The 25,733-nt window shown below is 64.2% G+C and carries 21 protein-coding genes; 12 read left to right on the forward strand and 9 right to left on the reverse strand.

Going from position 1 to position 25,733, the window contains the following annotated elements; genetic code table 11:
- Positions 1-120: 120 nt before the first annotated feature.
- Positions 121-2,937, reverse strand: a complete 2,817-nt coding sequence (locus ACVMIH_RS34560; protein WP_199805274.1) for a CHAT domain-containing protein — start codon at positions 2,935-2,937, stop codon at positions 121-123.
- A gap of 523 nt (positions 2,938-3,460) precedes the next feature.
- Here ACVMIH_RS34560 and ACVMIH_RS34565 point away from each other — a divergent pair.
- The 3 genes from ACVMIH_RS34565 (at position 3,461) to ACVMIH_RS34575 (ending at position 5,950) form a co-directional block, all read left to right on the forward strand.
- Entirely contained in the window at positions 3,461-3,871 is a 411-nt protein-coding gene (locus ACVMIH_RS34565) for an ester cyclase (RefSeq protein ID WP_057018059.1), read from the forward strand.
- A 168-nt stretch (positions 3,872-4,039) separates the two neighbouring features.
- The gene (locus ACVMIH_RS34570; protein WP_253624844.1) at positions 4,040-4,846 is read left to right on the forward strand and encodes a lytic murein transglycosylase; all 807 of its coding nucleotides are present in this window, start codon (positions 4,040-4,042) and stop codon (positions 4,844-4,846) included.
- 255 nt (positions 4,847-5,101) lie between these two features.
- Positions 5,102-5,950 (forward strand): FRG domain-containing protein, encoded by an 849-nt coding sequence (locus ACVMIH_RS34575; protein ID WP_076827937.1) that lies wholly within the window; start codon positions 5,102-5,104, stop codon positions 5,948-5,950.
- A 226-nt stretch (positions 5,951-6,176) separates the two neighbouring features.
- Here the strand turns inward: ACVMIH_RS34575 and ACVMIH_RS34580 are convergent, their stop codons facing one another.
- Complete coding sequence (locus tag ACVMIH_RS34580; protein WP_057018056.1) at positions 6,177-7,046, reverse strand: SDR family NAD(P)-dependent oxidoreductase; 870 nt, start codon at positions 7,044-7,046, stop codon at positions 6,177-6,179.
- 160 nt (positions 7,047-7,206) lie between these two features.
- Here ACVMIH_RS34580 and ACVMIH_RS34585 point away from each other — a divergent pair, with 160 nt between their 5' ends.
- The 6 genes from ACVMIH_RS34585 to ACVMIH_RS34610 all read left to right on the forward strand — a co-directional run bounded on the left by ACVMIH_RS34585 (position 7,207) and on the right by ACVMIH_RS34610 (position 13,392).
- Complete coding sequence (locus ACVMIH_RS34585) at positions 7,207-7,611, forward strand: response regulator (RefSeq protein WP_057018055.1); 405 nt, start codon at positions 7,207-7,209, stop codon at positions 7,609-7,611.
- A gap of 114 nt (positions 7,612-7,725) precedes the next feature.
- On the forward strand, positions 7,726-8,337 hold the full coding sequence (locus tag ACVMIH_RS34590; RefSeq protein ID WP_038386831.1) for a LysE family translocator: 612 nt from the start codon (positions 7,726-7,728) through the stop codon (positions 8,335-8,337).
- A 791-nt stretch (positions 8,338-9,128) separates the two neighbouring features.
- The gene (locus ACVMIH_RS34595; RefSeq protein ID WP_076827935.1) at positions 9,129-10,334 is read left to right on the forward strand and encodes a GGDEF domain-containing protein; all 1,206 of its coding nucleotides are present in this window, start codon (positions 9,129-9,131) and stop codon (positions 10,332-10,334) included.
- A gap of 34 nt (positions 10,335-10,368) precedes the next feature.
- Positions 10,369-10,989, forward strand: coding sequence for a peptidoglycan recognition protein family protein (locus tag ACVMIH_RS34600; RefSeq protein ID WP_253588098.1), 621 nt, complete (start codon positions 10,369-10,371; stop codon positions 10,987-10,989).
- A 192-nt stretch (positions 10,990-11,181) separates the two neighbouring features.
- Positions 11,182-11,559 (forward strand): VOC family protein, encoded by a 378-nt coding sequence (locus ACVMIH_RS34605; protein WP_456864802.1) that lies wholly within the window; start codon positions 11,182-11,184, stop codon positions 11,557-11,559.
- A gap of 957 nt (positions 11,560-12,516) precedes the next feature.
- Positions 12,517-13,392 carry a L,D-transpeptidase gene (locus tag ACVMIH_RS34610; protein ID WP_456816981.1) on the forward strand — a complete coding sequence of 292 codons (876 nt, stop codon included), beginning with the start codon at positions 12,517-12,519 and terminating at the stop codon, positions 13,390-13,392.
- A 1,150-nt stretch (positions 13,393-14,542) separates the two neighbouring features.
- On the opposite strand, the gene ACVMIH_RS34615 is transcribed toward ACVMIH_RS34610, so the two are convergent.
- The 5 genes from ACVMIH_RS34615 to ACVMIH_RS34635 form a co-directional block, all read right to left on the reverse strand.
- Positions 14,543-15,355 (reverse strand): aminoglycoside phosphotransferase family protein, encoded by an 813-nt coding sequence (locus tag ACVMIH_RS34615; protein ID WP_253640905.1) that lies wholly within the window; start codon positions 15,353-15,355, stop codon positions 14,543-14,545.
- A gap of 178 nt (positions 15,356-15,533) precedes the next feature.
- Entirely contained in the window at positions 15,534-16,553 is a 1,020-nt protein-coding gene (locus tag ACVMIH_RS34620; protein ID WP_141340036.1) for an OmpA family protein, read from the reverse strand.
- A gap of 434 nt (positions 16,554-16,987) precedes the next feature.
- The gene (locus ACVMIH_RS34625) at positions 16,988-17,395 is read right to left on the reverse strand and encodes a hypothetical protein (protein WP_057018049.1); all 408 of its coding nucleotides are present in this window, start codon (positions 17,393-17,395) and stop codon (positions 16,988-16,990) included.
- 454 nt (positions 17,396-17,849) lie between these two features.
- Positions 17,850-18,746: an RNA polymerase sigma factor RpoH gene (gene rpoH / locus ACVMIH_RS34630; protein WP_024581019.1), complete on the reverse strand. Its 897-nt coding sequence runs from the start codon at positions 18,744-18,746 to the stop codon at positions 17,850-17,852.
- A gap of 216 nt (positions 18,747-18,962) precedes the next feature.
- Entirely contained in the window at positions 18,963-19,982 is a 1,020-nt protein-coding gene (locus tag ACVMIH_RS34635; RefSeq protein WP_244435987.1) for an RluA family pseudouridine synthase, read from the reverse strand.
- Positions 19,983-20,003: 21 nt separating this feature from the next.
- Between ACVMIH_RS34635 and ACVMIH_RS34640 the strand changes: the two genes are divergently transcribed.
- The 3 genes from ACVMIH_RS34640 to ACVMIH_RS34650 all read left to right on the forward strand — a co-directional run bounded on the left by ACVMIH_RS34640 (position 20,004) and on the right by ACVMIH_RS34650 (position 22,911).
- Positions 20,004-20,339, forward strand: a complete 336-nt coding sequence (locus tag ACVMIH_RS34640) for a hypothetical protein (protein ID WP_028333161.1) — start codon at positions 20,004-20,006, stop codon at positions 20,337-20,339.
- Between the two features lie 126 nt (positions 20,340-20,465).
- On the forward strand, positions 20,466-21,113 hold the full coding sequence (locus ACVMIH_RS34645; protein WP_456864805.1) for a QcrA and Rieske domain-containing protein: 648 nt from the start codon (positions 20,466-20,468) through the stop codon (positions 21,111-21,113).
- A gap of 67 nt (positions 21,114-21,180) precedes the next feature.
- Entirely contained in the window at positions 21,181-22,911 is a 1,731-nt protein-coding gene (locus ACVMIH_RS34650; protein WP_038387773.1) for a methanol/ethanol family PQQ-dependent dehydrogenase, read from the forward strand.
- 179 nt (positions 22,912-23,090) lie between these two features.
- On the opposite strand, the gene ACVMIH_RS34655 is transcribed toward ACVMIH_RS34650, so the two are convergent.
- Both ACVMIH_RS34655 and ACVMIH_RS34660 read right to left on the reverse strand, forming a co-directional pair.
- Positions 23,091-23,363 (reverse strand): hypothetical protein, encoded by a 273-nt coding sequence (locus ACVMIH_RS34655; protein WP_057018047.1) that lies wholly within the window; start codon positions 23,361-23,363, stop codon positions 23,091-23,093.
- A 54-nt stretch (positions 23,364-23,417) separates the two neighbouring features.
- Positions 23,418-25,733: a molybdopterin cofactor-binding domain-containing protein gene (locus tag ACVMIH_RS34660; RefSeq protein WP_456864807.1), complete on the reverse strand. Its 2,316-nt coding sequence runs from the start codon at positions 25,731-25,733 to the stop codon at positions 23,418-23,420.

The raw sequence follows: 25,733 nt of genomic DNA on the forward strand, positions 1-25,733 counted from the left end.
TCCGCGCGCCGGTCTGCCCTGCGCGATGGGGTTGCGTGCGGCCCTTGCGCAACGTCGGGCGCAGTTCGGCCCGGCATGCGCTCGCGGTGCCCGTCCGGTCACATCAACGACATATACGGCTCAGCCCTCGAACAGCACGAACGCCGCCCACACGCTGGCGTCGCCCGCGCCCGCGACCTTGCCGTCGCGCGCATCGCGCCTCGTCTGGCGCAGCGCATCGGAACAGGTCAGGCCCTCCGCGAGGTGCTCGTAGAACCGCACAGTGAAGTTCGCGGTGCCCTGGTCGGCGACCGGCCACAGCGTCAGCAGCGCGCGCCGCGCGCCGGCGATGCCGAGCGCGGTCGGCAGGCCGCGCAGGCCGCTGACGAAGCTCTCGTCGCCGCGGCCGGTCTCGCAGGCCGACAGCACCAGCAAGTCGAGACCGGACAGGTCCCAGTCCATCAATTCGAAGCCATAGAGATAGCCGTCGTTCTCGTCGCGCAGCGGAAATCGGCTGTCGCCGGCGCCCGACAGCACGATGCCGCTCTGCCAGAGCGTATCGAGGCCGGAGGCCGTGCTGTCGCGATAGAAGCCGTGCGTCGCCAGATGCGCGATGCGCGCCTTGCCGATCGCCGCGCGCAGCGTGCCTTCGCTGACGCCGCGCCCGGTCAGCATCTCGACCGGCGCGCCGCGCGCGCGGGCGAGTTTGGCGATCGCCTCGATCTCGGTCCGGGTCGCGGGCAGCGGCATCGGCCCCGGCTCGCCGTATTCGATGCCGCCGGCGAGCAGCATCGCGCCCCGCTGATCGAGCGTCTCGCGCGCATGGATCGCGATCAGCGCATCGGGGCTGGTCAGCATCCGGATCGTGAACTTGTCCTCCAGCAGGCCGCCGCCACTGCCAGGCAGCAGCGCGAACGGCACGGCGAACAGGAAGCCGTCAGGCACGACATAGAGCGTGGTCTTGTCCTTCAGCAGCGGCTCCAGCGGCGCGAACAGCCGCGCCCGGAGGTTCTGGAAGCGGCCCTTGACGTCGGGCGCGTGCGTGTCGGGATCCGGCGCAGCGGCCCGCGTCGCGCGCAGCCGCGCGATCTCGGTGCGCACGCCGGTGTCGACCATCCGGCCGGGATCGCCGAGATCGACCACGCGCGGCTCGCTCGTTGCGGTCTCGACGATGGCGTAGAGCACGGTCGCCGCCAACGGGTCTTTCGCCTGGCGATCCGCCTTCCATTGCCGGGTGATGAAATAGTTGACGACGGCTTCCCGCGCCGCGAGCAGCTGTGACGGACGGATCGGGTCTTGCGGTCGCTTCGCACCGATCGCATCGAGCCGCTTCTGCAGCGCCTTCTCGGCGGCGTCCTGCCGCCCCCACACCGACCTCGCCCAGTCGTCGATATTGCCCGACGAGAACAGCTCCTGTTTCTCGCCGTTGAGCCGGAGCGCCGTCCGCAGCAGCGTCGCGGTCTCCTCGTCCTTGCCGGCGACCTCCGTCTCGAGCTGGCGCAGCGCCGTGGCGTCGGCGCCGCCGAGCGTCTTCCAGCGCAGCACGGCGGCGGCAAAGGCCGGCTGCGCCACGGCGGAGCCGGCGCCGGTGGCGAAGCGGCCGAACGCGAACAAGAGATGGTCGGCATGGGCGCGGATCGCTTCGGCGACGGCGCGATCGCCCGATGTGCCGACCTCGCGCTTCATCCAGTCGAACATCTCGCGGTCAAGCGCGGCGAAGGCCTGCACCGCGCGGCTCGGATCATCAGCGATCAGGGCGGTCGCGATGCCGAGCTTGATCTCGAAGCTGATCGGATGCTGCGCGGTGAAGGCGCGGGTCGAGATCGCCAGCGCGGTCTCGCGCAGCCGCATCCCCTTGTCCCGCTCGCGGCGCTGCTCGCGTTGGCCGGCAGCCAGCACCGCGGATTTGATGCGCAGGAAATCCGCATAATTCGCCTCATTGGCGACGATCGCCTCCAGCCGCCCCAGATCGGCCGGCGCGATCGCGGCATCGCCGGCGGCGAGCATGTCGGTGTAGAACAGCCAGCCGTCGGCCTGTCCGGCAAAGCTCGGATCCTTCGGCGCCATCGCGGCCGCGATCGCTCGGTGGCGGCGGAAGTAGCGGCGGGCGTCGTCGAAGCGGCCGAGATTGAGGAAATCCTGGCCGGCGTTGTTGACCGTCACCAGCGTGTTGAGATGGTTCTCGCCATAATGTCTGGCGCGCTTCTCGATCGCGAACAGATCGAGCTCGAGCGCCTTCGCCGGCGCGCCGATCTCGCGCAGCATGTCGGCATAATTGTTGGCGAGCTTCCAGGTGGTGCGATGGTCGGGCCCCAGCGCCTTCTCCGCGCGCTCGAAATTGTGCCGGCCCAAATTGGTCGCCGACGCCGCCGAGCCGTTGGCGGACAGCGCGACCGCGAGCTTGTCGCTCGCGATCAGCGATTCCTCGGAGCCTTCGCCCCAATAGGCGTGGAACGCCGCGATCGCCTTCATGTAGAGCGGAACGGCTTCGGCGATCCTGGCGTGGTCGGACAGCAGGATCGCGTACATCAGCAGCACGTCGGCGTTGCCGGGCGGCCGTTGCGCCGCCGCCTTGCTCTGGAACGCGCGCACGAACAGTTTTTCGGCGAGATCGTCGCGCTTGACCGCGCGCAGCGTCGTGGTCGCGTCGAAATACTGCTCCATGACGAATTGGGCGTCGTCGAGCTTGTCGGCGGCATCCAGTGCTGCAAGCAGCTGTGCATAGCCCGCGTCGAACTTGCCGCCGCGCGTCAGCGCGACGGCGTTCTTCATTTGTGCGGCGATCGCCTGCGTGCTGCCGGCGCCTTGCGCCGGCGCGCGCTTGGCGGGGGCGTTCTGCGCGGCGGCGGTGTCGATCGCTGCGCTCAAGAAAGCGCCGAGCGCGAGCACGACACCGATCGATGCGGCAGCCCTGCGCGCGCGTGCGAAACCCAAGGGGAAGCCCAAGGCGATCGTCATCGGCAGCACATCCTCATCCCCAAACGCGTCATCGGATGGCATCCCCAAATGACGGCGGCGTTGCAGCCGGCGTGCCTGGCTTTAGCGGCGCGGCTTTGCATGAACTAGACAGCGCAACCGGCCGCCTGCCGGCGGAAGCGGCTTGCCCGGCCCGCGCTTCTTGGTCGCGGCCGGCGGCTTCGGCGTTCATGCGTCGCGTTCTCAAATGCTGCCGTGCGGTGCGTCGCTCGCCCGGGCACCGCCGCTTGCATGCCACCGGCAGTCAAGCCAACGGACGATGTTACCGCCGGCCGGCCGGCCCGCCGTTCGCGCAGAGGCGAGGGCAGAGGTGAGGGAATGGCTGGCGGTGGAGCCTCGCGCGCCAGCGCACTTTTCCGGCAGCGGTCTTTCGTATCGTCGCGCAAACGAACGACGGCCGAAAGTTGAGCTTGTTCTGACCATCGTCACTTGCGCCATCCCGTCCGATTCGCGTATGAGGCGCATCTCTCTCTTTCTACAACCTTTCCTTCGAGAACCGACGCCGATGTCCCACGCCACAATCGACGCCAACAAGGCGCTCGTGCTCGCGCATTACGACGCCGTGACCAACCGCCACGATCCCGAGGCGATCCGGGCGCAGCTGGCGCCCGACTTCTTCGACCATGCGGTGGGCAAGCGGCTGAGCGCCGAGGACGTGATCGCGCATTCGGCCGCGATGCACGAGACCTTCGCCGACCTGTCGGCGGTGGCGGAATGCCTGGTGGCCGAGCGCGACATCGTCGCCGGCCGCTTCGTCTGGCGTGGCCGGCACCGCAGCCCGTGGCGCGGCATTCAGCCAACCGGCCGCCACGTCGAATTCCGCGGCATGACGTTCTGGCGGATTCAGGACGGCAGGATTTCCGAGCGCTGGGCGGAGATCGATTTTGTGGACCTGGAGCGCCAGCTCAGGGATTGAGCTTCGGCTACGTGCCGATCGGTTGATGGATGCGCCGTGGTCATTCACCGTGCGAACATGGATAGAGGCGCGTAGCTGCCCGCCGAGGATGGAGTGTCGTGCCGACGCTTTGACTGCCTCGTTTGCTCCATGGCATGATCGGCCAATCGAAGCAGGGGGATTTTTTGCATGTTCAGGTGTCGTTTGGCGGTTGTGTTCGGCGCCTTGCTGCTTGCCACCCCCTCCTATGCCGCGCGCTGCGGTGGCAGTTTTCCGACCTTCGTCCAGTCGTTCTCGCAGGAGGCGGCGAGCGCCGGCATCCAGCAGGATGTGATCTCCGCGGCGCTCGGCGGCGTGCAGCAGGATGGCGGGGTGCTCGCCTTCGACCGGCGGCAGCGCTACACCTTCAACAAGACGTTCGAGCAGTATGTCGCAACCCGGGTCGGGCCCGGGCGCATCAATGGCGGCCGCGCGATGCTGCAGCGTCACGCCGCGCTGCTCTCGAAGATCGAGCAGCAATACGGCGTGCCGCGCCAGATCCTGGTCGCGATCTGGGGGCTCGAGACCGATTTCGGCAAGGGCGACATGGGCAAGCTGCCGGTGTTTCGCGTGCTCGCGACGCTGGCGCATGATTGCCGCCGCACCGACCTGTTCCAGGGCGAACTGCTCGCCGCGCTCAAGATCGTGCAGCGCGGCGATCTCCGTCTCAACGACATGATCGGCGCCTATGCCGGCGAGATCGGCCAGACGCAATTCCTGCCGTCGTCCTACATCAAGTACGGCGTCGATTTCGACGGCGACGGCCATGTCGACCTGCGCCACTCGGTCGCCGACGTGCTGGCCTCGACCGCGAACCTCCTGCACACCAGCGGCTTCAAGATGGGCGCGCCCTATGGCGAGGGCACCGCGAATTTCGAGGCGATGCGCGAGTGGAACAGGGCGGTGATCTATCGCAAGACCATCGGGTATTTTGCCGATCAGCTCGTGGGGCGGTGAGGGCGCGGCGGCCTTGTCCGTCATTGCGAGCGGAGCGAAGCAATCCATCTTTCGGCACATGCGGGGCGATGGACTGCTTCGTCGCTTCAGCGCAAAATTGCTTCGCAAATTTGTCGCCGAGCTCCTCGCAATGACGATCGTTTCCATCGGGCCGCATCACGCATGGAAAAATGGATTCCGGGTTCAGCCTTGCGGGCTGCCCTCAGATGCGCAATTGCGCATCGGGGAATGACGGTTGAGAATTCTGGTGTCTCCATGGAAACCATCGGCAGCCAAAAAATCTGGTCGTTCTTCGACCGCCGCGGATGCCAGGTCGCGAAGAACTCGGCGGTGCGGGAGGGGCCGGGCCATCGCGTCGGCTCCTATCTCGAGCTCGCCACCAAGATCGCCGAGCTGCAATTCCTCAACCGCGATCATGTGCTGCTGTTTCGCGGCCAGGGCGCCGACTACAGGAACATCAAGCGCAACTCGTCGCTGAAGCCGACGCTGTTTCGCGGCGGCCGCGGCAATCCCGATCAAGCGACGCTGGTCGGGCGGTTCGATGCGCTGCAACGCGCCGAGCGGATCCTGATCGCCGAATACGCCAGGGAAAAGCTGCTCGGGCTCGAGCGGTTGAAGCGGCATCGCATCCTGCGCTGGTCGATCCTGCAGCATTACGAGGTCTGCACCACGCCGCTGCTCGACGTCACCCATTCGATCCGGATTGCCGCCTCCTTTGCCTCGCTGGCGGAGACCGGCACCGCCTTCCTCTATGTGCTCGGCGTGCCGAATCTGAGCGGCGCGATCACCGCGAGCGCCGAGGCCGGCCTGCAGATCGTGCGCCTCGCCAGCGTCTGCCCGCCGTCGGCGGTGCGGCCGCACATCCAGGAGGGCTATCTGCTCGGCGAGTATCCGGAGATGTCCGGCACCGAGCAGAAGGAAAACTACTTTCCCTACGAGATGGATTTCGGCCGGCGGCTGGTCGCCAAATTCTCGTTCGCGCCGGCGTCGTTCTGGAAGAATGATAATTTTCCGCAGGTGGCGAGGAGCGCGCTCTATCCCTCGGAGCGGAGCGATCCGCTGTTCCGGCTGGCGCTCGGGGTGAAGAAGCAGCTGGGCGGGTAATCTCGTGTCGCGATGACGCGCAGGCGTGACTCGCAGGCATGGTATGACCCGCGGGCCGTGCAACATCCCCGGTGTCGTCCCGGGCTTGACCCGGGACCCATAACCACAAATGTCCGTGTTGCACGACGCTGTGGCCCCCGGCGTGCCTCACCAACCCAATCCTGTGGTTATGGGTCCGGCTTTCGCCGGGACGACGGCGGTGCGCGGGTTACTCCGCGCTATCGTGCTACTGGCTCGCACTCGCGGCATCGCGCGCGATCCGCCGCGCCGCCGTCTTCTCCATCATCCGTTGCATCGTTTTCCAGTAGGTCGCCGGGCGGAAGCGTTGCAGCAGGTCCATGAAGTATGCGTCCTTGCCGATCAGGATGCGCGGCTGGTTCTTCTCGATGCCGGCGATGATGCGCTGCGCGGCCGCGGTCGGCGTGGTCCTGGCCAGTGCGTCGAAGCGCTCGATCGATTCGGCGCGGCGGGCATTGTCGGTGACGCCGGTGCCGGCGCGCGAGTTGCGCGCGATGCTGGTGGCAACGCCGCCCGGATGCACCACGGACAGACGCACCGGGCTGTTCGCCACCGCAAGCTCGTGGCGCAGGCTTTCCGAGAAGCCGCGCACCGCGAACTTGGCCGCGCAATAGGCGCTCTGGCCGGGCGGGGCGATGATGCCGAAGATCGACGAGATGTTGACGATATGCGCCTCGCGCCGCCGCGAAAGCTGCGGCAGGAAGGCGCGGGTGCCGTGCACCACGCCCCAGAAATTGATGTTGAACAGCCACTCCATCTGCGCCTGATCGAACTCGCCGAACTCGCCGAGCAGCGCGACGCCGGCATTGTTGACGACGATGTTGAGCGAGGGGTGCGCTGTAACGGCGGCCTCCGCGAACGCCGTGATCTGGTCCGGCTCGCTGACATCGAGCCGATGCACGGTGACCTTGCGCGGGCTCGCTTTCGCGATCTCCGCGGCGGCGGCCTGCAGGCCGGCCTCGTCGCGGTCGGCGATCGCCAGATCGCAGCCGCGCAGCGCCAGTTCATGCGCGAGCGCGCGGCCGATGCCGCTGGCGGCTCCGGTCACGGCAGCGGCGGATCCAGGGATCGCGGTCATGTCGGGTGAGCTCCATCTCAACGGGGGTGGTGGTTGCCAAGCGAGGAACACGGCATTTCCACGCTTTTCTCAAATTGGAACTGAACCATCCAGTGATTTTGGGCATTTAATCTATGTTACGCGCTCGAAGCGAAGCATTCAAACCAAGGGAGCCACACCCATGGGACAGTCAAAGCCCTACCGTGCGAAGGCCCTGGTGGTTGAGGACGACCCGATGCAGCGCGAGATGATCGGGCTGCTGCTGGAGGAGAGCGAGTTCGACGTCATCGCCTGCGAGAGCGCCGAGGCCGCCGAGCTCGTGTTGCAGGGCAACGGCGACAACGTCGTGCTGATGATGACCGACGTCGAATTGGCCGGAAACATGACCGGCATCGAGCTCGCTTATGCCGCGAAGAAGTACAGACCCGATCTCGACGTGATCGTCACCTCGGGCAAGCCGCTGCGGCAGCGCCTGCCCGAAGGCGCCTTGTTCTGGGCCAAGCCCTGGGCGCCGCTGGACGTGATCCGGGTCGCCGAGATGAAGGCGTCGGAGCTTTCGCATCGCGGATGGCGCAGGTCGTCATAACGGGGTGTCGACGCTGGCGCCGGGCGGAGGCCGGCAGCCGCTTCCGCCGTCCCCGTCGCCGTGATATTGGCGGACGATGTCCCGTCCGCCTGTCCCGCCCGCCGAGGATTTGAAGTGACCTGGTCCTTTCTGCTGACGTCGCTGATCGTGGTGGCCTCGCCCGGCACCGGCGTGCTCTATACGCTGGCGGTGGCGCTGACCCGGGGAGCGCGGGCGAGCGTCGCGGCGGCGTTCGGCTGCACGCTCGGGATCGTGCCGCAGATGATCGCGGCGATGCTCGGGCTCGCCGCCATCCTGCACACCAGCGCCGTGGCGTTCGCGGCGCTGAAATGGGGCGGCGTCGTCTATCTGCTCTACATGGCCTGGCAGGCGCTGCGCGAGCGCGGCGCGCTTGCCGTCGACACCGAGATCAAGCCGCGCTCGCGCCGGCGGGTGATCGTGACCGCGATCCTGATCAACATCCTCAATCCAAAGCTGTCGATCTTCTTCCTGGCCTTCCTGCCGCAGTTCATCGCGGTCGACGAGCCGCACCCGCTGGCGCGGATGGTCGAGCTCAGCGGTGTCTTCATGGCGATGACCTTTGCGGTGTTCGCGGTCTACGGGCTGTTCGCCGCCTCGGTGCGCGACCGCGTCATCACCCGGCCGAAGGTGATGGCCTGGCTGCGGCGAAGCTTTGCCGCGGGCTTTGCCCTGCTCGGCGCCAGGCTCGCCTTGGCGGAGCGCTGACGTCGCGGCCGTCACGCCCGGACGCAGGCAATAAAAAAGCAGGCGTTGCGCCTGCTGCCTTGCGCCCCGTCAGTTCGGGGCCGATCGATGTAGGGTGGTGAATTCGAGGTTGACGTCGCTGCGACCGGTTGTCCCGGTCCGGGTGCCCGGGCAGGGCAAGAGCCGCTACCCGGGCTGGAATTCGTTACTTCTTGGCGGCCTTCTTCTTGGTGGCCTTTTTCGCCTTCGCCTTCTTCGCCTTCTTCGCTTTCTTAGCCATAGTATCCTCTCAGGGTTTCATGGATTGAACGCGACTCCGAGGCATGCTTGGCGGAGGGCCAGCCTCGCAACATCCTCGATATCAAACTCAGCAGATTCGGAGGCTGCTGCCGCGTGCTGTCACGGCGTCGTCATCGTGTTATCCACAACTGTTACGCGTTTTCGCCAGCTTTTTCGCAAAGCGTTGCGCATGTCGCGCGTCGCGGCGTCGGCGCATCCGTCATGCTTAACGATGCGCAAACGGCGGATGCGCAGATCTTCATCAATTCAAAACCACGGCGCGGATTGGCACGTTGTGGGTGACGCTCCGTTAAGCGGCGCGGCCGCATGCTGTTCCGTAAGACAACGGGGATTGTCATTTGAGGAAGCGCCCCGGGGGCATGATCCGGACAAGTGCGAAGCGGTTTTCCGAAAAGATCATGCCAAAACAAGAATCTAACGCGCGATGATGATTCAGCCTGATCTCATCGCGCTTTAGCGGCAGACGGTCATTTCAGGAGAGGCGAGGCCGATACGGCTCTCGAACAGGGGCGATGTTGAGCGTTCCGACGCTTTGGACGGTATTCATTATCAATTTTCTCGCGCTCGGGCTGATCTGGGCCTATGTCGCGCGCAGCTATCCTGCTTTCGGCGCGGCGCGGTTCTGGACCGCGTCGGCCCTCGTCGCCTCCGCCGGGGCCAGCTGCGCGATGCTTCGCGTGATGCTGACGGACTCGCTGCTGCCGCTGCTTGCGGCCGGGACCTTGATGGTGTTCGCCGCCGGCCTTGCCGCGATGGGCATCGAGCGGTTCTACGACAAGCCTGCGACCTGGCGCGCCACCCTGCTGACCACGGCGCTGGCCTTCGCCGGTCTCGGCACCTTCATCTTCGCCTATGACAGCATGCCGATGCGCATCCTGGTCTACACCATTGCCCAGGTCACGCCGTTCGCGCTGACGCTGAAGCTGTTGCTATCGTCCGAGAACGGCCGCGTCAGCCCCGGTGCCCGGCTCGCCGGCATCGTCGCCTCCGTGCTGATCGGCATCTATGCGCTGCGTGCCGTCGGCGCGCTGCTGCAGCCCGGCGAGTTCTCCTTCCTCCGCTTCTCTGCGGGGCAGTCGCTGGTGATCCTGCTGATGGTGTTCCTGTCGATGGCGCTCAATTTCGGCTTCCTGCTGATGGCGATCGACCGGCTGCGCAACGAGGTCGCCGACCTCGCGCTGCTCGACGATCTCACCGGCGTCGGCAACCGCCGCCATCTCTTGCAGCGGCTGACCGAGGAATGCGCGCGCTCCGACCGCAACGGCGAGGCGTTCGCGCTGCTGGTGATCGACCTCGACGGCTTCAAGGGCATCAACGACACCCATGGCCACGCCGCCGGCGACGCCTGCCTGCAGCATTTCACGCTGATGGCGCAGACGCGGCTCCGCCCGGGCGACATGCTGGCCCGCACCGGCGGCGACGAGTTCTGCATCGTGTTGCCGTCCTCGACGCTGCGCGAAGGCGCGATGATCGCGCGCCGCGTGCTCGAGGTTTGCCGCGCCGATGCCGAGCAGTGCACCGGCAGGGACATTCCGATCGCGGTCTCGATCGGCGTCGCGCAATGGACCCGCGAGATCGGCCTGCATCCCGATCGCCTGGTCGCCGCCGCCGACCACGCGCTCTACGACGCCAAGAAGGGCGGCAAGAACGGCTACGCGACCTACGAGCCGAAGCCGGCGCCCGAGACGGTCGAGGCGAGCCTGCGCAAGCGCGCCTGAGCGTGCTAACGAGAGACGACACCGGATCTCCGTGATGATGCCTCGCCTGCTCACCGCACTACTTGTGCTTGTCCTGTTCACTGCCGCATCGGCCGAAACGCCCGATCTCGCGGCCATCGCGCGATCGCAAGGCACGCCCGAGATTCCCGGCTTGAAGATGGTCTGGCTGGCGCCCTGGGGCGACGTCGCCAAATCGCATCCCTGGCGCAATATCATCGTGCACCAGACCGAGGGGCCGCAGGGCTCGGCGCGATACGGCGCCGAGGCGCAGCACAAGAACCCGACCCGGCGCGGCGTCATGATCTGGGTCGAAACCGACGGCACGGTCTATTGGGCGGTCGCCGACAGCCTCGTTCCGACCCACACAGACGGCGCCGATCGCAACGACAACAAATACATCGACAACAGCAAGACCTATCACCAGGTGAACAAGGACACGTCGATCGGCGTCGAGTTCTCCGGCAATTATCCCGACGTCACGACGGGCCCGACCGACGCACAGGTCGCGGCCTGGCGGGTGCTGGTGAAGCTGCTGCGCGCGCGTTACGGCATCCCGCCGGAGCGCGTCTACGCCCACAACTGGATCGACTTCAAGGATGCCCGCTACTGCGAGGGCTGCGCGCTCGCCACCATGGCGCGGCAGTGGGGCGAGTAGGGCAGGTACTCATCAAGATCCGGGACGCTAGCGTTTGGTGACGAAGCGGCAACCCGACCCGACCTCGGCGATATCGCCTTCTGAAGCGGTCATCTGGCTGTCCCAACCCCAACTCCCACCTTAAAGGTGACAAATTTTCAGACATTGAGAAGTGCGGACGCAAGTTGTTGCGTGACGTTGGAGTGCACCAAGATGAGCCCTTCCGGAGCCTTGATCGCGATCCTGCCGTGTAATGACCTTGATGCGTCGGAGCGGTTCTACAATCGGCTGGGCTTTGCGCGCCCGGACGGCGAAAGGCCTGCTCCGGGAGAGCCCGACACCTATCGCATGCTGTCGAACGGGAAGGGCGGCTATCTACATCTGACGGACGCGGTCGAGGGATGGCTGACGCCGGGCAGAAACCCTTTTGGGCTTTATCTTTACCTCGAGAGTGTTGATGCTGCGGCCCGCGAATTTCAGCAATCACCCGAAGACAAGCCGTGGGGGATGCACGAATTTGCGGTCTCTGACCCTGATGAAACGTTGGTCCGTGTCGGTTGGCCAACCCGCCTCCGCGCCGGAGCGCAATAATTCGTCTGCTTTTAGCCCCCCTAGCCGACATAGCCAAGAGCGCCTGTTTTGTCCGCTTCGTAGGATGGGTGGAGCGAAGCGATACCCATCAAGCTTGTGCTGCGCGGTGGGATGATGGGTATCGCTGCGCTCCACCTATCCTACGGACTGGCCAGGGCAGCCTTGACCCATCGCGGACATTTCCTCGTCTTCATCCATTGATCTGGATCAATGCGTCCCCTCACGTTCGCGTTGGCATCGTTCGTTCTGCCAATCCATACGGAGGGTACTATGGAAAGCGCATGCAGGTATCCCTTAGCGTTGATCGTCTTTGCGTTGGCACCGTCTGCTTTCGCCGCCGAGCTCCCAAAAGAAGGCAACTTCGATTACACGGCGTGCTGGTCGGGCACGAGCAACACTATCTCATTTTCCAAGACCCACATCGCGCGAAGCTATGAGCATACCGGCTCTATCCGAAGCAATCCTCCAGGTGGGCTTTTCGACAAAGATACATTCCGGTGCGTAGGGGTTAGTGCATCTCTTGGTGGGAAGATTACTGGCACCACGGTCTGCGAGTCCATTGATCGAGACGGTGATAAGCGACTTTCGTACTTCTCGACGTCAGAAGGAAAGGTAACCAGAGAGACAGTCGCGGGGACTGGGAAGTACGACGGCATGGTCATGACCGCAACGATACAACCCTTAGGGCCTTTCCCGGTCATCAAAGAGGGAACCTTTCAAGACTGCAATCACCAGACTGGTACCTATACGTTGAAGTGATGTTGCATCTTTGCGCGAGTGCCGCCTTTGGGCGGCCCTTGCTTTGCCCGAACCGGCGATCGGATGTGGACGATGGGTGTTGCAGAACAAGGGCTGGCGTTAACGACGCTTGGCGATTTCCAGCCTGGGCGACATCGCTTCGAAGCTTGTTAAAATTTGCCGGATACCCCTTCCGGGCATTGCGATCAGGGGAGAGGTATGGGTAAGCGGGCCAAACGTGGAAAGACCGAGACGCTCGCGCTACCAGTGGCCGGAAGAGTTGTAATTGGCGTCGTGGCCGCTGCCGCATTGGGGTACGGCTTGCTGTGGCGGCCGGCCGGCGTTCAACCGATACGGAAGCAAGCCGCGCACCAGGTGCCGGCACCATCTAGTCCTACGCCGTCGACTCCCATTCACGTAGCGGCGGCGGTTCAGGCGCCAGCGCCAGCTCCGGTTCCGATCCCGGTCCCCGCGCCCCGGATCGAAACACCAAAAGCCGCTGACGCTCCCGGAAAATTTGCTCGGCAGGTGGTTGACTACGTCAGTCACCAGCCGCCGGGCACCGTCGTCATCGATACCGGAAACACATTCCTCTATCTGGTTCTGAATGGCGGGCAGGCGATGCGCTACGGCATTGGTGTCGGCCGCGAAGGTTTCACATGGTCCGGTGAGCAGGTCGTGGCCCGCAAGACAGAATGGCCGGATTGGCGTCCGCCGGCAGAGATGATTTCGCGCCAGCCTTATCTGCCGCGGTTCATGGCGGGCGGTCCTGGCAATCCGCTCGGTGCCCGGGCGATGTATCTGGGCGATACCGAATACAGAATCCACGGCACCAACAAGCCCGATACGATCGGGAAGCGGGTTTCATCCGGCTGCATCCGGCTGACCAATGACGACGTCATGGACCTCTATGATCGGGTGAAAGTCGGCGCGAAAGTGATCGTGCTTCCGGCACCAGCTGCCCATCGACCATCCCCGGGCGCGCCGCCCGACGCCGCCGTCTCATCGCAGGAACCGGCGTCGCCGTCGAGCCGGCCCTCGGCAGTCAACGCGCAACCGCAGGCTTCTCGATCGAAGATGGCCGACGCCCAGTAACTCAATTCTTCTGTCCCAGATCTACAACTTGAGAAGCAGCCCCGTTCAAAATGGGCTGGGTGGCCGCACCGTAACCTGCGGCATGCCAGGCGTCGGTGCGCTGTATGAGACCGTATGATCGCGTGCGTGGGGCATTGGTAGTAGCGCGCTGCAGCAACAGCGGTTTCTTGTGGATCAAATCCGGGAAAGTCGTAGCGTCGTGAGTAGAGGCTGTGCCGCTACAGCCTTCCAGCCCCGGCAGCCCCAGCTCACCCCCTGAGCTGGGGCTTGCTTGGTTCCTCGTTCGATGGTCGATCGGGATGGATGGCGTCGAGTACGGCCTGATAGGTCTAGCGATCGTTTTCTTCGTCGTCGGCGGGGGCGCTCTTCTGCTCGGATGATCAGCCCTACAACCCCCACACCATCGCGACGGCCAAGAGCACCAGCATGCAGGGACCGCGGTCACAGGCGCCCTTTCGCGTTAGCGATCACGTCTCACTGAGCACATCGTAAATCGGCAAATGCCGGCGGCAATTGCCATTCGGAACTGGTCCTAACCAACAGACGGGCAGGCAAATCGCATGCGCAAAAGTAGTAGCGCGCCGCAGCATTGCGGTTCGTAGTGGATAGAAATTGGGAAAAAGGCGCAATGTAACGTCGTGGGCGGAGGGCGGCCGCTACAGCCTCCGAAGCCGCGTCAGTCCCAGCTCAATCCGCCTTCCAGCTGGGCGCACCGGACGAGGAGGGAGATCTCATGAGGGCAGCGCTCTTGGCATTATCGCTCGTTGGTCAGCCGCCCGTACAAATTTCAGACAGTGTTCCCAACTTCGACATCAAGTCGCTTTGCGCGGACGTTTCCGTTGACGATAAAGCGTCGGGACTTCCCCAGGACGCGAGCAAGTGCGTGAGTGACGAGGCGGTTGCGCGGCAGCAGCTAAACTCGATCTGGCTAACTGTCCCGGCGGGACCGCGAGAAAGTTGCGAACTCATGGCAGGGTCAGGGCAAGTACAAAGCTATGTCGAACTCCTCATTTGCTTGAAAATGATTGACTGGGACTCGCCATCGACAGTGCCCTCTCAGAGGCCCAGGCAAGGTTCGAAAACGCCAGGCAATTAACCCAGTTCGATGAATTGCGACGGAGCGCTGTGAAGCGTGCGGAGAGGTCACCATTCAGTCTTCCGAGCGCAGAGTCGCTTCGATGCGCTGGATCAGCCGCTCCCGCAGCGAAGGCACCGCGTTGCCGAGAACGGCGAAGGTGCGGACGATGGGCAAATACGGCTCCATTGCCGCCGTTAGATCCGCGAGAGACATGCCGTTGAGCCGGGCATATTCGGATTGCGCCGCCGCATTGGTCGCGCGCGGCCGCTCCGGATTGTCGGCGACTTCCGGCCCGAGCTCGGACAGGATCACGCGCAAGAACCCAAGCTCGAGGACGGCGGGCCCGCGCATCGCGCTGACCCAGTCGACCAGCTTTGGGCCTTCCGCTGTCATGATCACGTTACCGGGGCTCAGGTCGGTATGGCAGAGCCCGTCGCCCGGCGGCAGGCGATCGATCAGCGCGAGGATTTCAGTGGCGATGTGCTTCGGTAGCTTGCCGTCGTCGTGCTCCAACTGAGCCTCCATATACTCGCGCATGGAGAGGACCTCCGGCGGCAGGGGCGTCTTGTGAATGGACATGGCGAGAGCCGCGACGATCGCGCCGGCCTGTTCGAACGTCACCGCGCCGGTTCGGGTTAGCTGCAGCAGGGTCGGTCCGTCGAGGCGCTGCAGCACGATGCCGAAGCGCCCGTCCAGGGTCACCTCTCCGAACACCTCCGGCACCGGAGCGCCGGCGGCGTGGACGGCGCGGATCATGTGCACCTCGAACCAGGGCATCCGCCGCGGCAAGCCGGGCTTGAACAGTTTGACGACTCGCCCCGGCGCCCAGGCGTAGGCTTCGGAGTAGGCGCCTTCACCGATCTTTTCCCCCAGCGATCCCTGCATGCCCGTTCTCCGCCGTGCAGAGCAAACACCGGCGGCGAGCAAAAAGGAACCCCTCCCGTCGCGGGGCCGCCGGACACCATCGCTGACGGCCTGCGTGACCATCGAGAACGCCGGGTCTTCGAGGTGAACCGGAAGTCCCTCGGTAGCGGCAAGGCTTTGGCGAGTCTCGTCCGAGCCTTCAGCTCGGTTCAATCCAATGGGAAGGATTCGAGACGTACATGGTTCCTCGCGTCAAGAAAGCGGACAATTCAAGTCCCACACCTAAAAACGGCAAGTCGAGCACAATGACGCCCGAGCCCTTGGCTGCCTCGAATCCTCCGTACAGCGTGTGGAGTGCATTTCTCACGTTTTGAAGTAAGCCAATAGCCGTAAAGGTGTTACGCGTATTCAGCGCGGGTGCCACGTACCTGCCGTTTTTCAAGCCATCGATGAAGTACTTGCTGTTATGGATCGATTGTAGTGCCGATTTCGAGATCAGCTTTTCGGTAAATGCGACATTGACGCCCCAGTCATTCAGGGGTTCACGGTGCAACTCATATGGAACGCTGAAACCAAAGCCGATAACAGCAACCGCCCCTCCGCTGCCTCCAAGACCCAGTCCCCACCGGCTGCTAATAATCTGGAGATCAAAGGTCTCCAAATCTCCCAGGTTCACGACGTACGCGGTCGTGCTCTCGATGCCGCCGATCAACAACTGTCCGCCAGACTTGACGCCGAAGCCAAGCCAACGTTTGAAGAACTTGCGTTCCTCCGGATAAAATTGAGGTTTCGGTTGAGGCGGCGGTGGTGGCGGCGGCGGCGGTGGATTTGGCTTATTCCAAACCGAGATGATCACACCACGCCAGGCTTCGTTTTCCACCCCATCCATTTCACCTGCATACTTGGCCGCGCGTTCCCCTTTCGCCACCTCGAGCGCAACTTTGAAATTGTTGGGCACTTGCTTGCGAAGCAGATCAATTACGGCCCGCAGCCTATTCTGCGACAATTCCATGTTGAAATCGTCGCTGCCGGTACGACTCGCAAGTCCTATGATTGTAAGGCTTCCTCCGCTCCTCAACTTTGGAGCGACGACACTGATCAGCCAATTGGAATGTTCCGGCTTTATGGCGAACTTGCCGACTTCAAAGTTGAACAACTTCGCCGCAATCGTATCCGGTGCCTGCGATCCGTACTCCTGGATTTTTCCAGGTGATGCCATGTTGACTATCTCCCAACGGAGAGACCGACTGCGGAATCGGGTAGGACCCGGATTGAAATATCCGCGTATCAATGGGTCGCTTTGGAGTTTATGCCGGTTCATCGTCGCCCTCGGATTCCCGGCGGCTACTTGAAGGTGCCGTCGAAGTCGGTGAAGGCGAAGCCATAGGACACTCCGTGGTTTTCGGTGGAATGAGCGTGGGCGGCTCGGGTTTCATCGCGATGTCGCGGCGAAGCGCGGCAGTGGGCGATTAGGGCCGTGTACTCCATCAAAATCCAGAACGCCTGCTTTCGGGGACGAAGCGGAAACCCGATCCGAGTTCACGGATATCGCCTTCTGACCCGAAGCGGTCCTGTACGCGGATGGCGCGTCGTCGCGTGCGCCATCCGCTCCTGCAATCTATCTCTTGCTATCTCTTGCGAAGAAAAAGAGCCTCAGGCCTTCAGGTCCGTGATCCGCATGATCGCGACCACATTCCCATCATTGTACGCCTGCTCTTTTGTTTCCTTGTTACAGGTCCAGACAAAATTCTTCTTGCCCGTAAAGGTCTTTCCGTCCTGCTCAAGCCGAAGCTCCCCTTCGGTGATATGGCAGATCATGGCATTCATCATCGGGGGGCCCATGGTCTTCGATCCCGGCTGCATAATGACATCGCGCATTGAGACCGTCTTAAATCCTGGGATCAGGGATGGTGTCTCGCCTTCATATTCACGCACCACGACACCTGGCCAAGGTGCCGCATCCTTGTAGCCCGTGGCTTGAGCCTTGGCGGGCTTGATCATGGCAGTCGAAACCGCTGCCAACGCGATTCCCAGTGCGGACCTTCGATCGACCTTCCTCATCGCTTTTCTCCCGACGTTACCGAACGAGCGGCCGCAAATGCAGCGCGCAAAGTTCGTGGTGAACGGTGGTGTGAAACCGAAAAAAGAACGGCCTCTAGGAGAGCGTGTGCCTGCCGATAGCACCAGTGCTGCTCGTTTGCCCGGACGGTGATTTCGGCACGTCCCGCTTCAAGGGCCGTGACATTCTACGGCACCTGACGCATCCGGGGAACAGGTGGCGTTGCACGAAGACACTGCAGCCTGTCGGGAAGGTCCGAAACTGGCCCCTTAGCCGGCATGACCGAGTGCGCCTCGCGAGTGCGCACTGCACCCGAGGCTGATGCGGACATTCGTCGGCAGGCGGATTGATGGCTACACGCCCCGGATCGAGGTGCGTGCCGAGCACCACTTTGCAAACAACAAAAAAGCCGGCGTTGCCGCCGGCTTTCGTGTCTGTTGGCTCGCTGCTGCGCGATCAGTGCGCGGCTTCGAGCGCGGCTTCCTGCCGGGCAATCGTGCCCTTCACGGCCGACTGCACCTTCTCGAACGCGCGGACCTCGATCTGCCGCACGCGCTCGCGCGACACGCCGAACTCGGCGGCGAGGTCTTCCAGCGTCATCGGCTCGTCCGCCAGACGCCGCGCCTCGAAGATGCGGCGTTCGCGCGGGTTGAGCACGCCGATCGCACCGTTCAGGGCCTGGCGGCGATGATCGAACTCCTCGCTCTCGGCCATCAGGGCTTCGGCGTTGGGCGAGTTGTCGACCAGCCAGTCCTGCCATTCGCCGGCTTCGCCGTCGTCGCGGATCGGGGCGTTGAGCGACGCGTCACCGCCGAGGCGGCGGTTCATGTCGATCACGTCCTGATCGGTCACGCCGAGGCGCTTGGCAATCAGCTTGACCTGGTCGGGGTGGAGATCACCCTCTTCCAGGGCGGAGATCTTGCTCTTCGCCTTGCGCAGGTTGAAGAAGAGCTTCTTCTGGTTCGCCGTGGTGCCCATCTTCACGAGCGACCAGGAACGCAGAATGTACTCTTGTATTGACGCCTTGATCCACCACATGGCGTAAGTGGCGAGACGGAAGCCCTTCTCGGGCTCGAATCGCTTCACCGCCTGCATCAGGCCGACATTGCCTTCCGAGACGACCTCGGAAATCGGCAAGCCGTAGCCGCGATAGCCCATGGCGATCTTGGCCACGAGCCTGAGATGGCTGGTGACGAGCTTATGCGCCGCGTCGCGATCGTCATGCTCGCGCCAACGCTTGGCGAGCATGTACTCCTGCTGGGGTTCCAGCATCGGGAACTTGCGGATCTCGGCGAGGTATCGAGAGAGGCCGGATTCTCCATTGAGGACCGGCAACGTAGCTGTACGGGCCATTTGAGCGCCCTCCAGTGGTTCAGGCCCCCGATAGCGGCGGGCCCGGCAGGTGGCCGCTGGGTTAAAGCCGGCCATGCTGCGATGTTCCGCGCTGGATATTCAGCGCAGGTGCAACATACACCAAACTGTCCGTGATAGGGAAGGATTGCTGACGTCACGTCCCCGTGTGGCAGGTATAACCTGTTGTCATAACGCGGCTTTTCCGGGAGGGGTGCGTCATACCGCCGCTTCCAGCGCCCGTTGCAGAAGAAGCAAATCCTCCGGCAAAGGCGCCTCCCAGTGCAAAAGTTCTCCGGTCCGGGGGTGCTCCAATGCCAGCAGATAGGCGTGCAGGGCCTGCCGGCCCAGCGCAGTGAGTGTGTCCTTACCTTCCGCGCCGAGCTGCCCGGCCTTGGTCTTGAAGTGGGCGCCGTAAACGCTGTCGCCGAGCAGGGGATGGCCGAGATGGGCGAGGTGCACCCTGATCTGATGGGTCCGCCCGGTCTCGAGCCGGCACGCCAGCAGCGAGGCGACCGGCTTGCCGTCGCGGCCGGCGAAGCTCGAGAGCACCTCGAAATGCGTGATCGCCTCGCGGCCGCCCTGGCGCACCGCCATCTTCTCGCGGGCGTGCGGGTGGCGGTCGATCGGCGCGTCGATGGTGCCGTGGGGCCGGTTCGGCACGCCCCAGACGAACGCCATGTAGCCGCGCTCCATCGGCCCGGTGCGGCCATGGTCGGCGAACTGCGCGGTCAGCGACTGGTGGGCGTGGTCGTTTTTGGCGACCACCATCAGCCCCGTGGTGTCCTTGTCGAGGCGGTGCACGATGCCCGGCCGCTTGACCCCGCCGATGCCGGACAGGCTCGAGCCGCAATGCGCGATCAGCGCGTTGACCAGCGTTCCGCTGGCGTGGCCGGCGGCGGGATGCACGACGAGGCCCCTCGGCTTGTCGATGACGATGATGTCGTCGTCCTCGAACACGATATCGAGCGCGATGTCCTCGCCCTGCGGCTCGGCGGGCGCGGCCTCCGGCACGTCGATTATGATCGTATCGCCTTTGGCGACATGATAAGCGGGGTCGCGGACGACGGCGTCCTTGACGGTCACGGAACCGGCGAGGATCAGCGCCTTCAGCCGGGACCGGGACAGCTCGGGACTGCGCTGCGCGAGCACGCGGTCGAGCCGGGCCGAGCCCTCGTCGCCGGCGACGACGACCTCCAGCTTCCGACCGCCATTCGAAGAGACTTGTTGCGAAGACACTTGCAAAGATAGAGCCTTGTGATGACCGACACCGCTGTGACCGAACCGACCCCCGACCAGGCCGCGCTGATCGCGCGGGTGCGGCGCATGATGCTGATCGCGGGCCTGACCTCGGCACTGGCCGTGGCCGTCGTATTGATTGCCATCGGCTACCGCCTTTATCGCAGCGAGGGAAGCCCCGTTTCCGTTTCCGACGTCACTGCTGCGCTGCCGAAAGGCGCGCGCATCGTCGCCACCGGTGTCGCCGGCGAACGATTGGTCCTCACGCTTGACGTGGGCGGTGCAACAGAGATTCGCACATTTGATGCAAAGACGCTGAAACCTGTCGGCAGGCTGAGCTTCGTCAACGAACCCTGATCGCAGCAGTCGCGAAGCCGCGCCGTCGATCAACCGAAAGCTGCAGCGTATTTTTTGCGCATGCGTTCTCGCATCGAGAAGGTGTGTCGCCATCTTTTCGGCCGAGTTGCACGTTCAGCTTGCGCCATGTCGCGATCCAACCCGAGCGCTTCCATCGAACCGTCTGGTGAGTCCGATCTGTCGGGCTCGTGCGCCGACCCGACGCGCCGCGCGGTGTTGACCGCGCTCGCAGGCTGCGCCTGCCTCGCCGCGATCGAGCCTGCGGCCGCTGATGATGACGAACAGCCCGGCGCCAATGAGCGGCCGCAAAAAGCGGATCGGCTCGTGCGCGCCGAGGGCGACAAGGCGGGCCAGGTCATCAAGTCGGAAGATCTGACCTTGGGCGGCCCGCCCATTCGCGCCTGGCCGCAGGACCCGAACACCTCGGTCGTCCGCAAGGGCTCGCGGCTGAACGAGGTCGTGCTGGTCAAGCTCGATCCGAGCGAACTCGACGATGCCACGCGCGCCCGCGCCCCCGACGGCATCGTCTGCTACTCGGTCATCTGCACGCATGCCGGATGTCCGATCACTGCCTGGTTGAAGGAAGAGCAGGGCGACAAGAACGTTCTGAAATGCCTCTGTCACAACTCCGAATACGATCCGCGGCAGAATGCGCAGGTCGTGTTCGGGCCGGCGCCACGTCGCCTCGCGGCATTGCCGCTGACGGTTGCCGACGGCGCGATCACGGTCGCAGCGCCATTCGTCGGAAAGGTGGGTGCTCAGCAGGGAGGATGAGGCCACATCGGGATTTCTGCATGACCTAAACTGAAAAAATCAAAACAGAGCAGGGAGGTAGCATCTCATGACAAGCAAGCAGTGGTTACTGTCGAGTTGTGTCGCATTCACGTGCCTCATTTCGACCTATGCCGTCGCGGGGCCGATCGAAAACTACAGTTCGGTGACCTCGGCGCGTCTCGAAAATCCCGAACCCGGCAACTGGATGCTGTATCGCCGGACCTATGACGGACAGGGGTATAGTCCGCTCAACCAGATCAACACCTCCAACGTCAAGGACCTCAAGCCGGTCTGGACCTTCTCGACCGGCGTCATCGAGGGCCATGAGGCGCCGCCGATCGTCAACAACGGCGTGATGTTTGCCGCGACCCCGATGGGGCAGGTGATCGCGCTCAACGCCAAGACCGGCGAGGAGTACTGGCGCTACAAGCGGCAGCTTCCCGACGATCTGTTCCAGCTGCACCCGACGAGCCGTGGCGTCGGCCTGTGGCAGGACAAGGTCTACTTCGCCACCACCGACGACCATGTCGTCGCGCTCGATGCCAAGACCGGCAAGGTGGTCTGGGACACCAAGGTCCAGGACTACAAGAAGGGTCAGTATCTGACGCTGATGCCGCTGGTGGTCGACGGCAAGGTGATCGTCGGCGGCTCCGGCGGCGAGTTCGGCGTGCGCGGCTATGTCGTCGCCTACGATGCCGAGAGCGGCAAGGAGCTCTGGCGCACCTTCACCATCCCCGGCGAAGGCGAGCCCGGGCACGAGACCTGGAGTGGCGACGACTGGAAGTCGGGCGGTGGATCGGCCTGGATGACCGGCACCTACGACAAGGACAACAAGACGATCCTCTGGGGCGTCGGCAACGCTGCGCCGTGGCCGGGCTCGGCTCACGCCGGCGACAACCTCTACACCAGCTCGGTGATCGGTCTCGATCCCGAGACCGGCAAGATCAAGAAGCACTTCCAGTATCACCAGAACGATTCCTGGGACTGGGACGAGGTCGATGCGCCGATGCTGGTCGACCTGCAGCGTGACGGACGTTCGTTCAAGAGCTTGATCCACCCGGGACGCGACGCCATCTTCTGGGTGCTCGAGAACAAGCCCGACAAGATCAACTACGTGTCCGGCTGGCCGTTCGTGAAGACCAATGTCTGGAAGGGCATCGAGGCCGAGACCGGTCGGCCGATCGTCGATCCCGAGCACAAGCCGGTGATCGGCAAGCGGGTCGAGTTCTGCCCGTCGCTGTGGGGCGGCAAGGATTGGCCGTCGGCGGCGTACAGCCAGAGCACCAAGCTCGTCTACGTTCCCGCCAACGAGAACTTCTGCGGCGGCTTCACGGGCGAGAAGCAGCCGCTGGTACCCGGCCAGCTCTGGCTCGGCACCAAGCCGGAGGACATCGGACTGACGCCGGCACCGAACGCCGATCATTTCGGCGAGTTGCAGGCGTGGGATCCGGCCACCGGCAAGAAGGTCTGGCAGCACGACTTCAAGACCTCGCAGCTGTTCGGCTCGGTGACGGCGACCGCGGGCGATCTGGTTCTCGCCGGCGGCACCAACGACCGGATGTTCCGCATCTTCAACGCCAAGACCGGCGAGCTGTTGTGGGAGCAGAAGACCAACTCCGGCATCATGGCGATGCCGATGTCCTATGAGGTCGACGGAACGCAATACATCGCGGTCCAGTCGGGTTGGGGCGTCGACGCGCAACGCATCCAGGATGCTCTGGCCGGCAAGGTCAAGGGCTTCGAGAACAACGTCCCGCAAGGCGGCGTGATCTGGGTGTTCGCGCTCGACAAGAAGTAAGCCACGTGATCCGAGCTTCGGTCCTGATTGAATCAGGACCGAAGCGCCGGCTTGTTATGACGCGTTTTCTCGAAGCGAAACGGTGTTCGTTCCGTTCGAAAACGCTTCTCACCTATAGGGGGCGATGCGATCGGGAAGCGGCGGATGGGGAGACCGCCGCTTCCCGGTCCGCGCTTGCTTTATTTGCCCTTGGTATCGACCTTCCGCTTCTCGTCGTCGTTCATCTGCTTGATCGTGGGATCGCGGCTGGCCTCGCCAGTGGTCTGGCCGGTGGTCGCTGGCGGGCCGCTGCTCGGAACCGAGTTCTGGTCGGGCAGCACCCGCGCCGGACGGGTCGCCGTTGCGTTCGGCGGCGAGGCGGTCTGGGCAAGCGCCGTCTGTGTCGCAAAAAGCAAGACGCCCGCGGACAGGGTTGCCGCGAGCGTCCCGAATGTTTGAGGTGGGGTTCTCATCGATCTGCTCCAGTGGATCGATGAGAACGACCTATCTCGTCCGACGTTCCAGCTTCAGGTCTCCAGCTGCTTGCCGATCGGAAGGGCGCGGATGCGCTTTCCGGTCGCGGCAAAGATCGCGTTGATCAATGCCGGCGCGAACGGCGGCACGCCGGGCTCGCCGACGCCGCTCGGCGGGGTGTCCGCGCCGGGCGGCACGATGTAGACGTTGGTGATCACAGGCGACTCGTCCATCCGGATCACCGGGAAGTCGTCGAAATTGCCCTGCTGCACCTTGCCGTCCTTGAAGCTGATCTCGCCGTATTTGGCGAGACTGAGCCCCATGATCGCGGCACCCTCGATCTGCGAGTGGATCCGTTCCGGATTGACATAGGTGCCGCAATCGATCGCGGTGTCGACCCGCGGCACCGAGAACTTGCCCTTGTCGTCGATCGCCACCTCGACGATGGTCGCGATGTAGCTGACGAAGGAGCGGTGCACCGCGATGCCGAGGCCGTGGCCCTTCGGTACCTTTCGGCCCCACTCGCCCTTCTCGGCGACCAGCTCGACCACCTTGCGCAAGCGCGCGGTGTCGATCGGGTAGCTGTCATAGGGCTCGCCGTAGTTCCAGGGATCCTTCACCGAGGACAGGTTGACGATCCGCGGGCTTCCGATCAGTTCCAGCAGCATCTCCTTCTGGTCGCGGCCCGTCGCATGCGCGATTTCCCCGACCATGGATTGCACCGCGAAGGCGCGCGGGATGTTGGAGACCGAGCGGAACCAGCCGATCCGCGTGAACGCGGCCGCTTCCGGATTCTCGCACTGCAGGTTGGCGATCTCGAACGGGTTGTCGATCAGGCCCATGCCGAGCTCGAACGGCGCCTCGTGATTGGCGCCGGCGGCGAAGGTCGAGGCGATGGTTGGCGCCACGCTGCGGTGCCGCCACGCAATCACCTTGCCGCTCTTGTCGAGACCGGCCTCGATCCGTTCCACCGAGACGGTGTGCAGGAAGTCGTGATGCACGTCGTCCTCACGGGTCCACTGCACCTTGACCGGCGCGCCGAGCTCCTTCGACAGCAATGCCGCCTCGAGCGCGAAGTCGCATTTCGACTTGCGGCCGAAGCCGCCGCCGAGCAGCGTCACGTTGACGGTGACATTGTCCTCGGGGATGCCAAGCGTCTTGGCGACATCCTCGCGGGTGCCGCCGGGGCTCTGCACCGGCGCCCAGATCGTGGCCTTGTCGCCCTTGACGTCGGCCACCGCGACCGGCGGCTCCATGCTGACATGGGCGAGATGCGGCAAATAATATTCGCCCGTGATCACCTTATCGGCGGTCTTCAGGGCCGCATCGGCGTCGCCTTCCTTGCGCACCACGAGGCCGGGTTTGCGCGCGGCTTCCTCGAGCGAGGCACGATAGGTGACGGAGTCGTATTTGGCGTTGGCGCCGTCGTCCCAGACGATCTTCAGCGCGTCGCGGCCCTTGATTGCGGCGCCGGTGTTGCGCGCGATCACGGCCACGCCGCCGAGCGGCTGGAACTTGGACGGCCACGGCCAGCCCTTGACCTCCATCACCTTCTCGACGCCCGGCACCTTCTTGGCCGCGCTGTCGTCGAACGACTTGAGCTTGCCGCCGGTGACCGGCGGACGCGCGATGACGGCGTATTTCAGGCCGGGCAGCCGGACATCGGCGCCGTAATTCGCCTTGCCGGTGGTGATGTCGTGCAGGTCGACGATCGAGACCTGGCCTTTGCCGAGATAGCGGAAGTCCTTGGGGTCCTTCAGCTTGAGGCCCTCGACGCTCGGCACCGACTCCTTTGCGGCGTCGGCCGCGAGTTCGCCGAAGCCTGCCTTGCGGCCGCTCGCGCTGTGCACCACCTCGTGGTTCTGCGCCTTCACCTCGGTGACCGGCACGCCCCATTTCTTGGCGGCGGCGGCTTCCAGCATCGAGCGCGCCGAGGCGCCGATCTGGCGCATCGGGATCAGATAGTGCCGCGTGCTGCGCGAGCCGTCGGTGTCCTGGTTGCCGAACTTGACCTCGTCGCCATGCGCCTGCTGGACATGGACGCGCGACCAGTCGGCCTCCATTTCCTCGGCGACGATCAAGGGCAGGCTGGTGCGGACGCCGGTGCCCATCTCGGAGCGGTGCGCCAGGATGGTGACGATGCCGTCGGGGGCGATCGCGACGAACACGCGCGGGTCGACCACGACGCCGTGCGGCATCTTGCCGGCGCCGGTTTCATAGGCGAACGCCTGGCGCGTCATCACGCGCGCGGCGAGCACGAAAGAGCCGGCGATGCCGAGCCCCTTGAGGATGCTGCGGCGCGAAACGTTCTCGACCTTCACGTGCTTCTCGAAGCCGCGAAGCTTGCTGGGATTGGTGCGGATATTCAT

Source organism: Bradyrhizobium sp. USDA 4503, assembly GCF_054055815.1.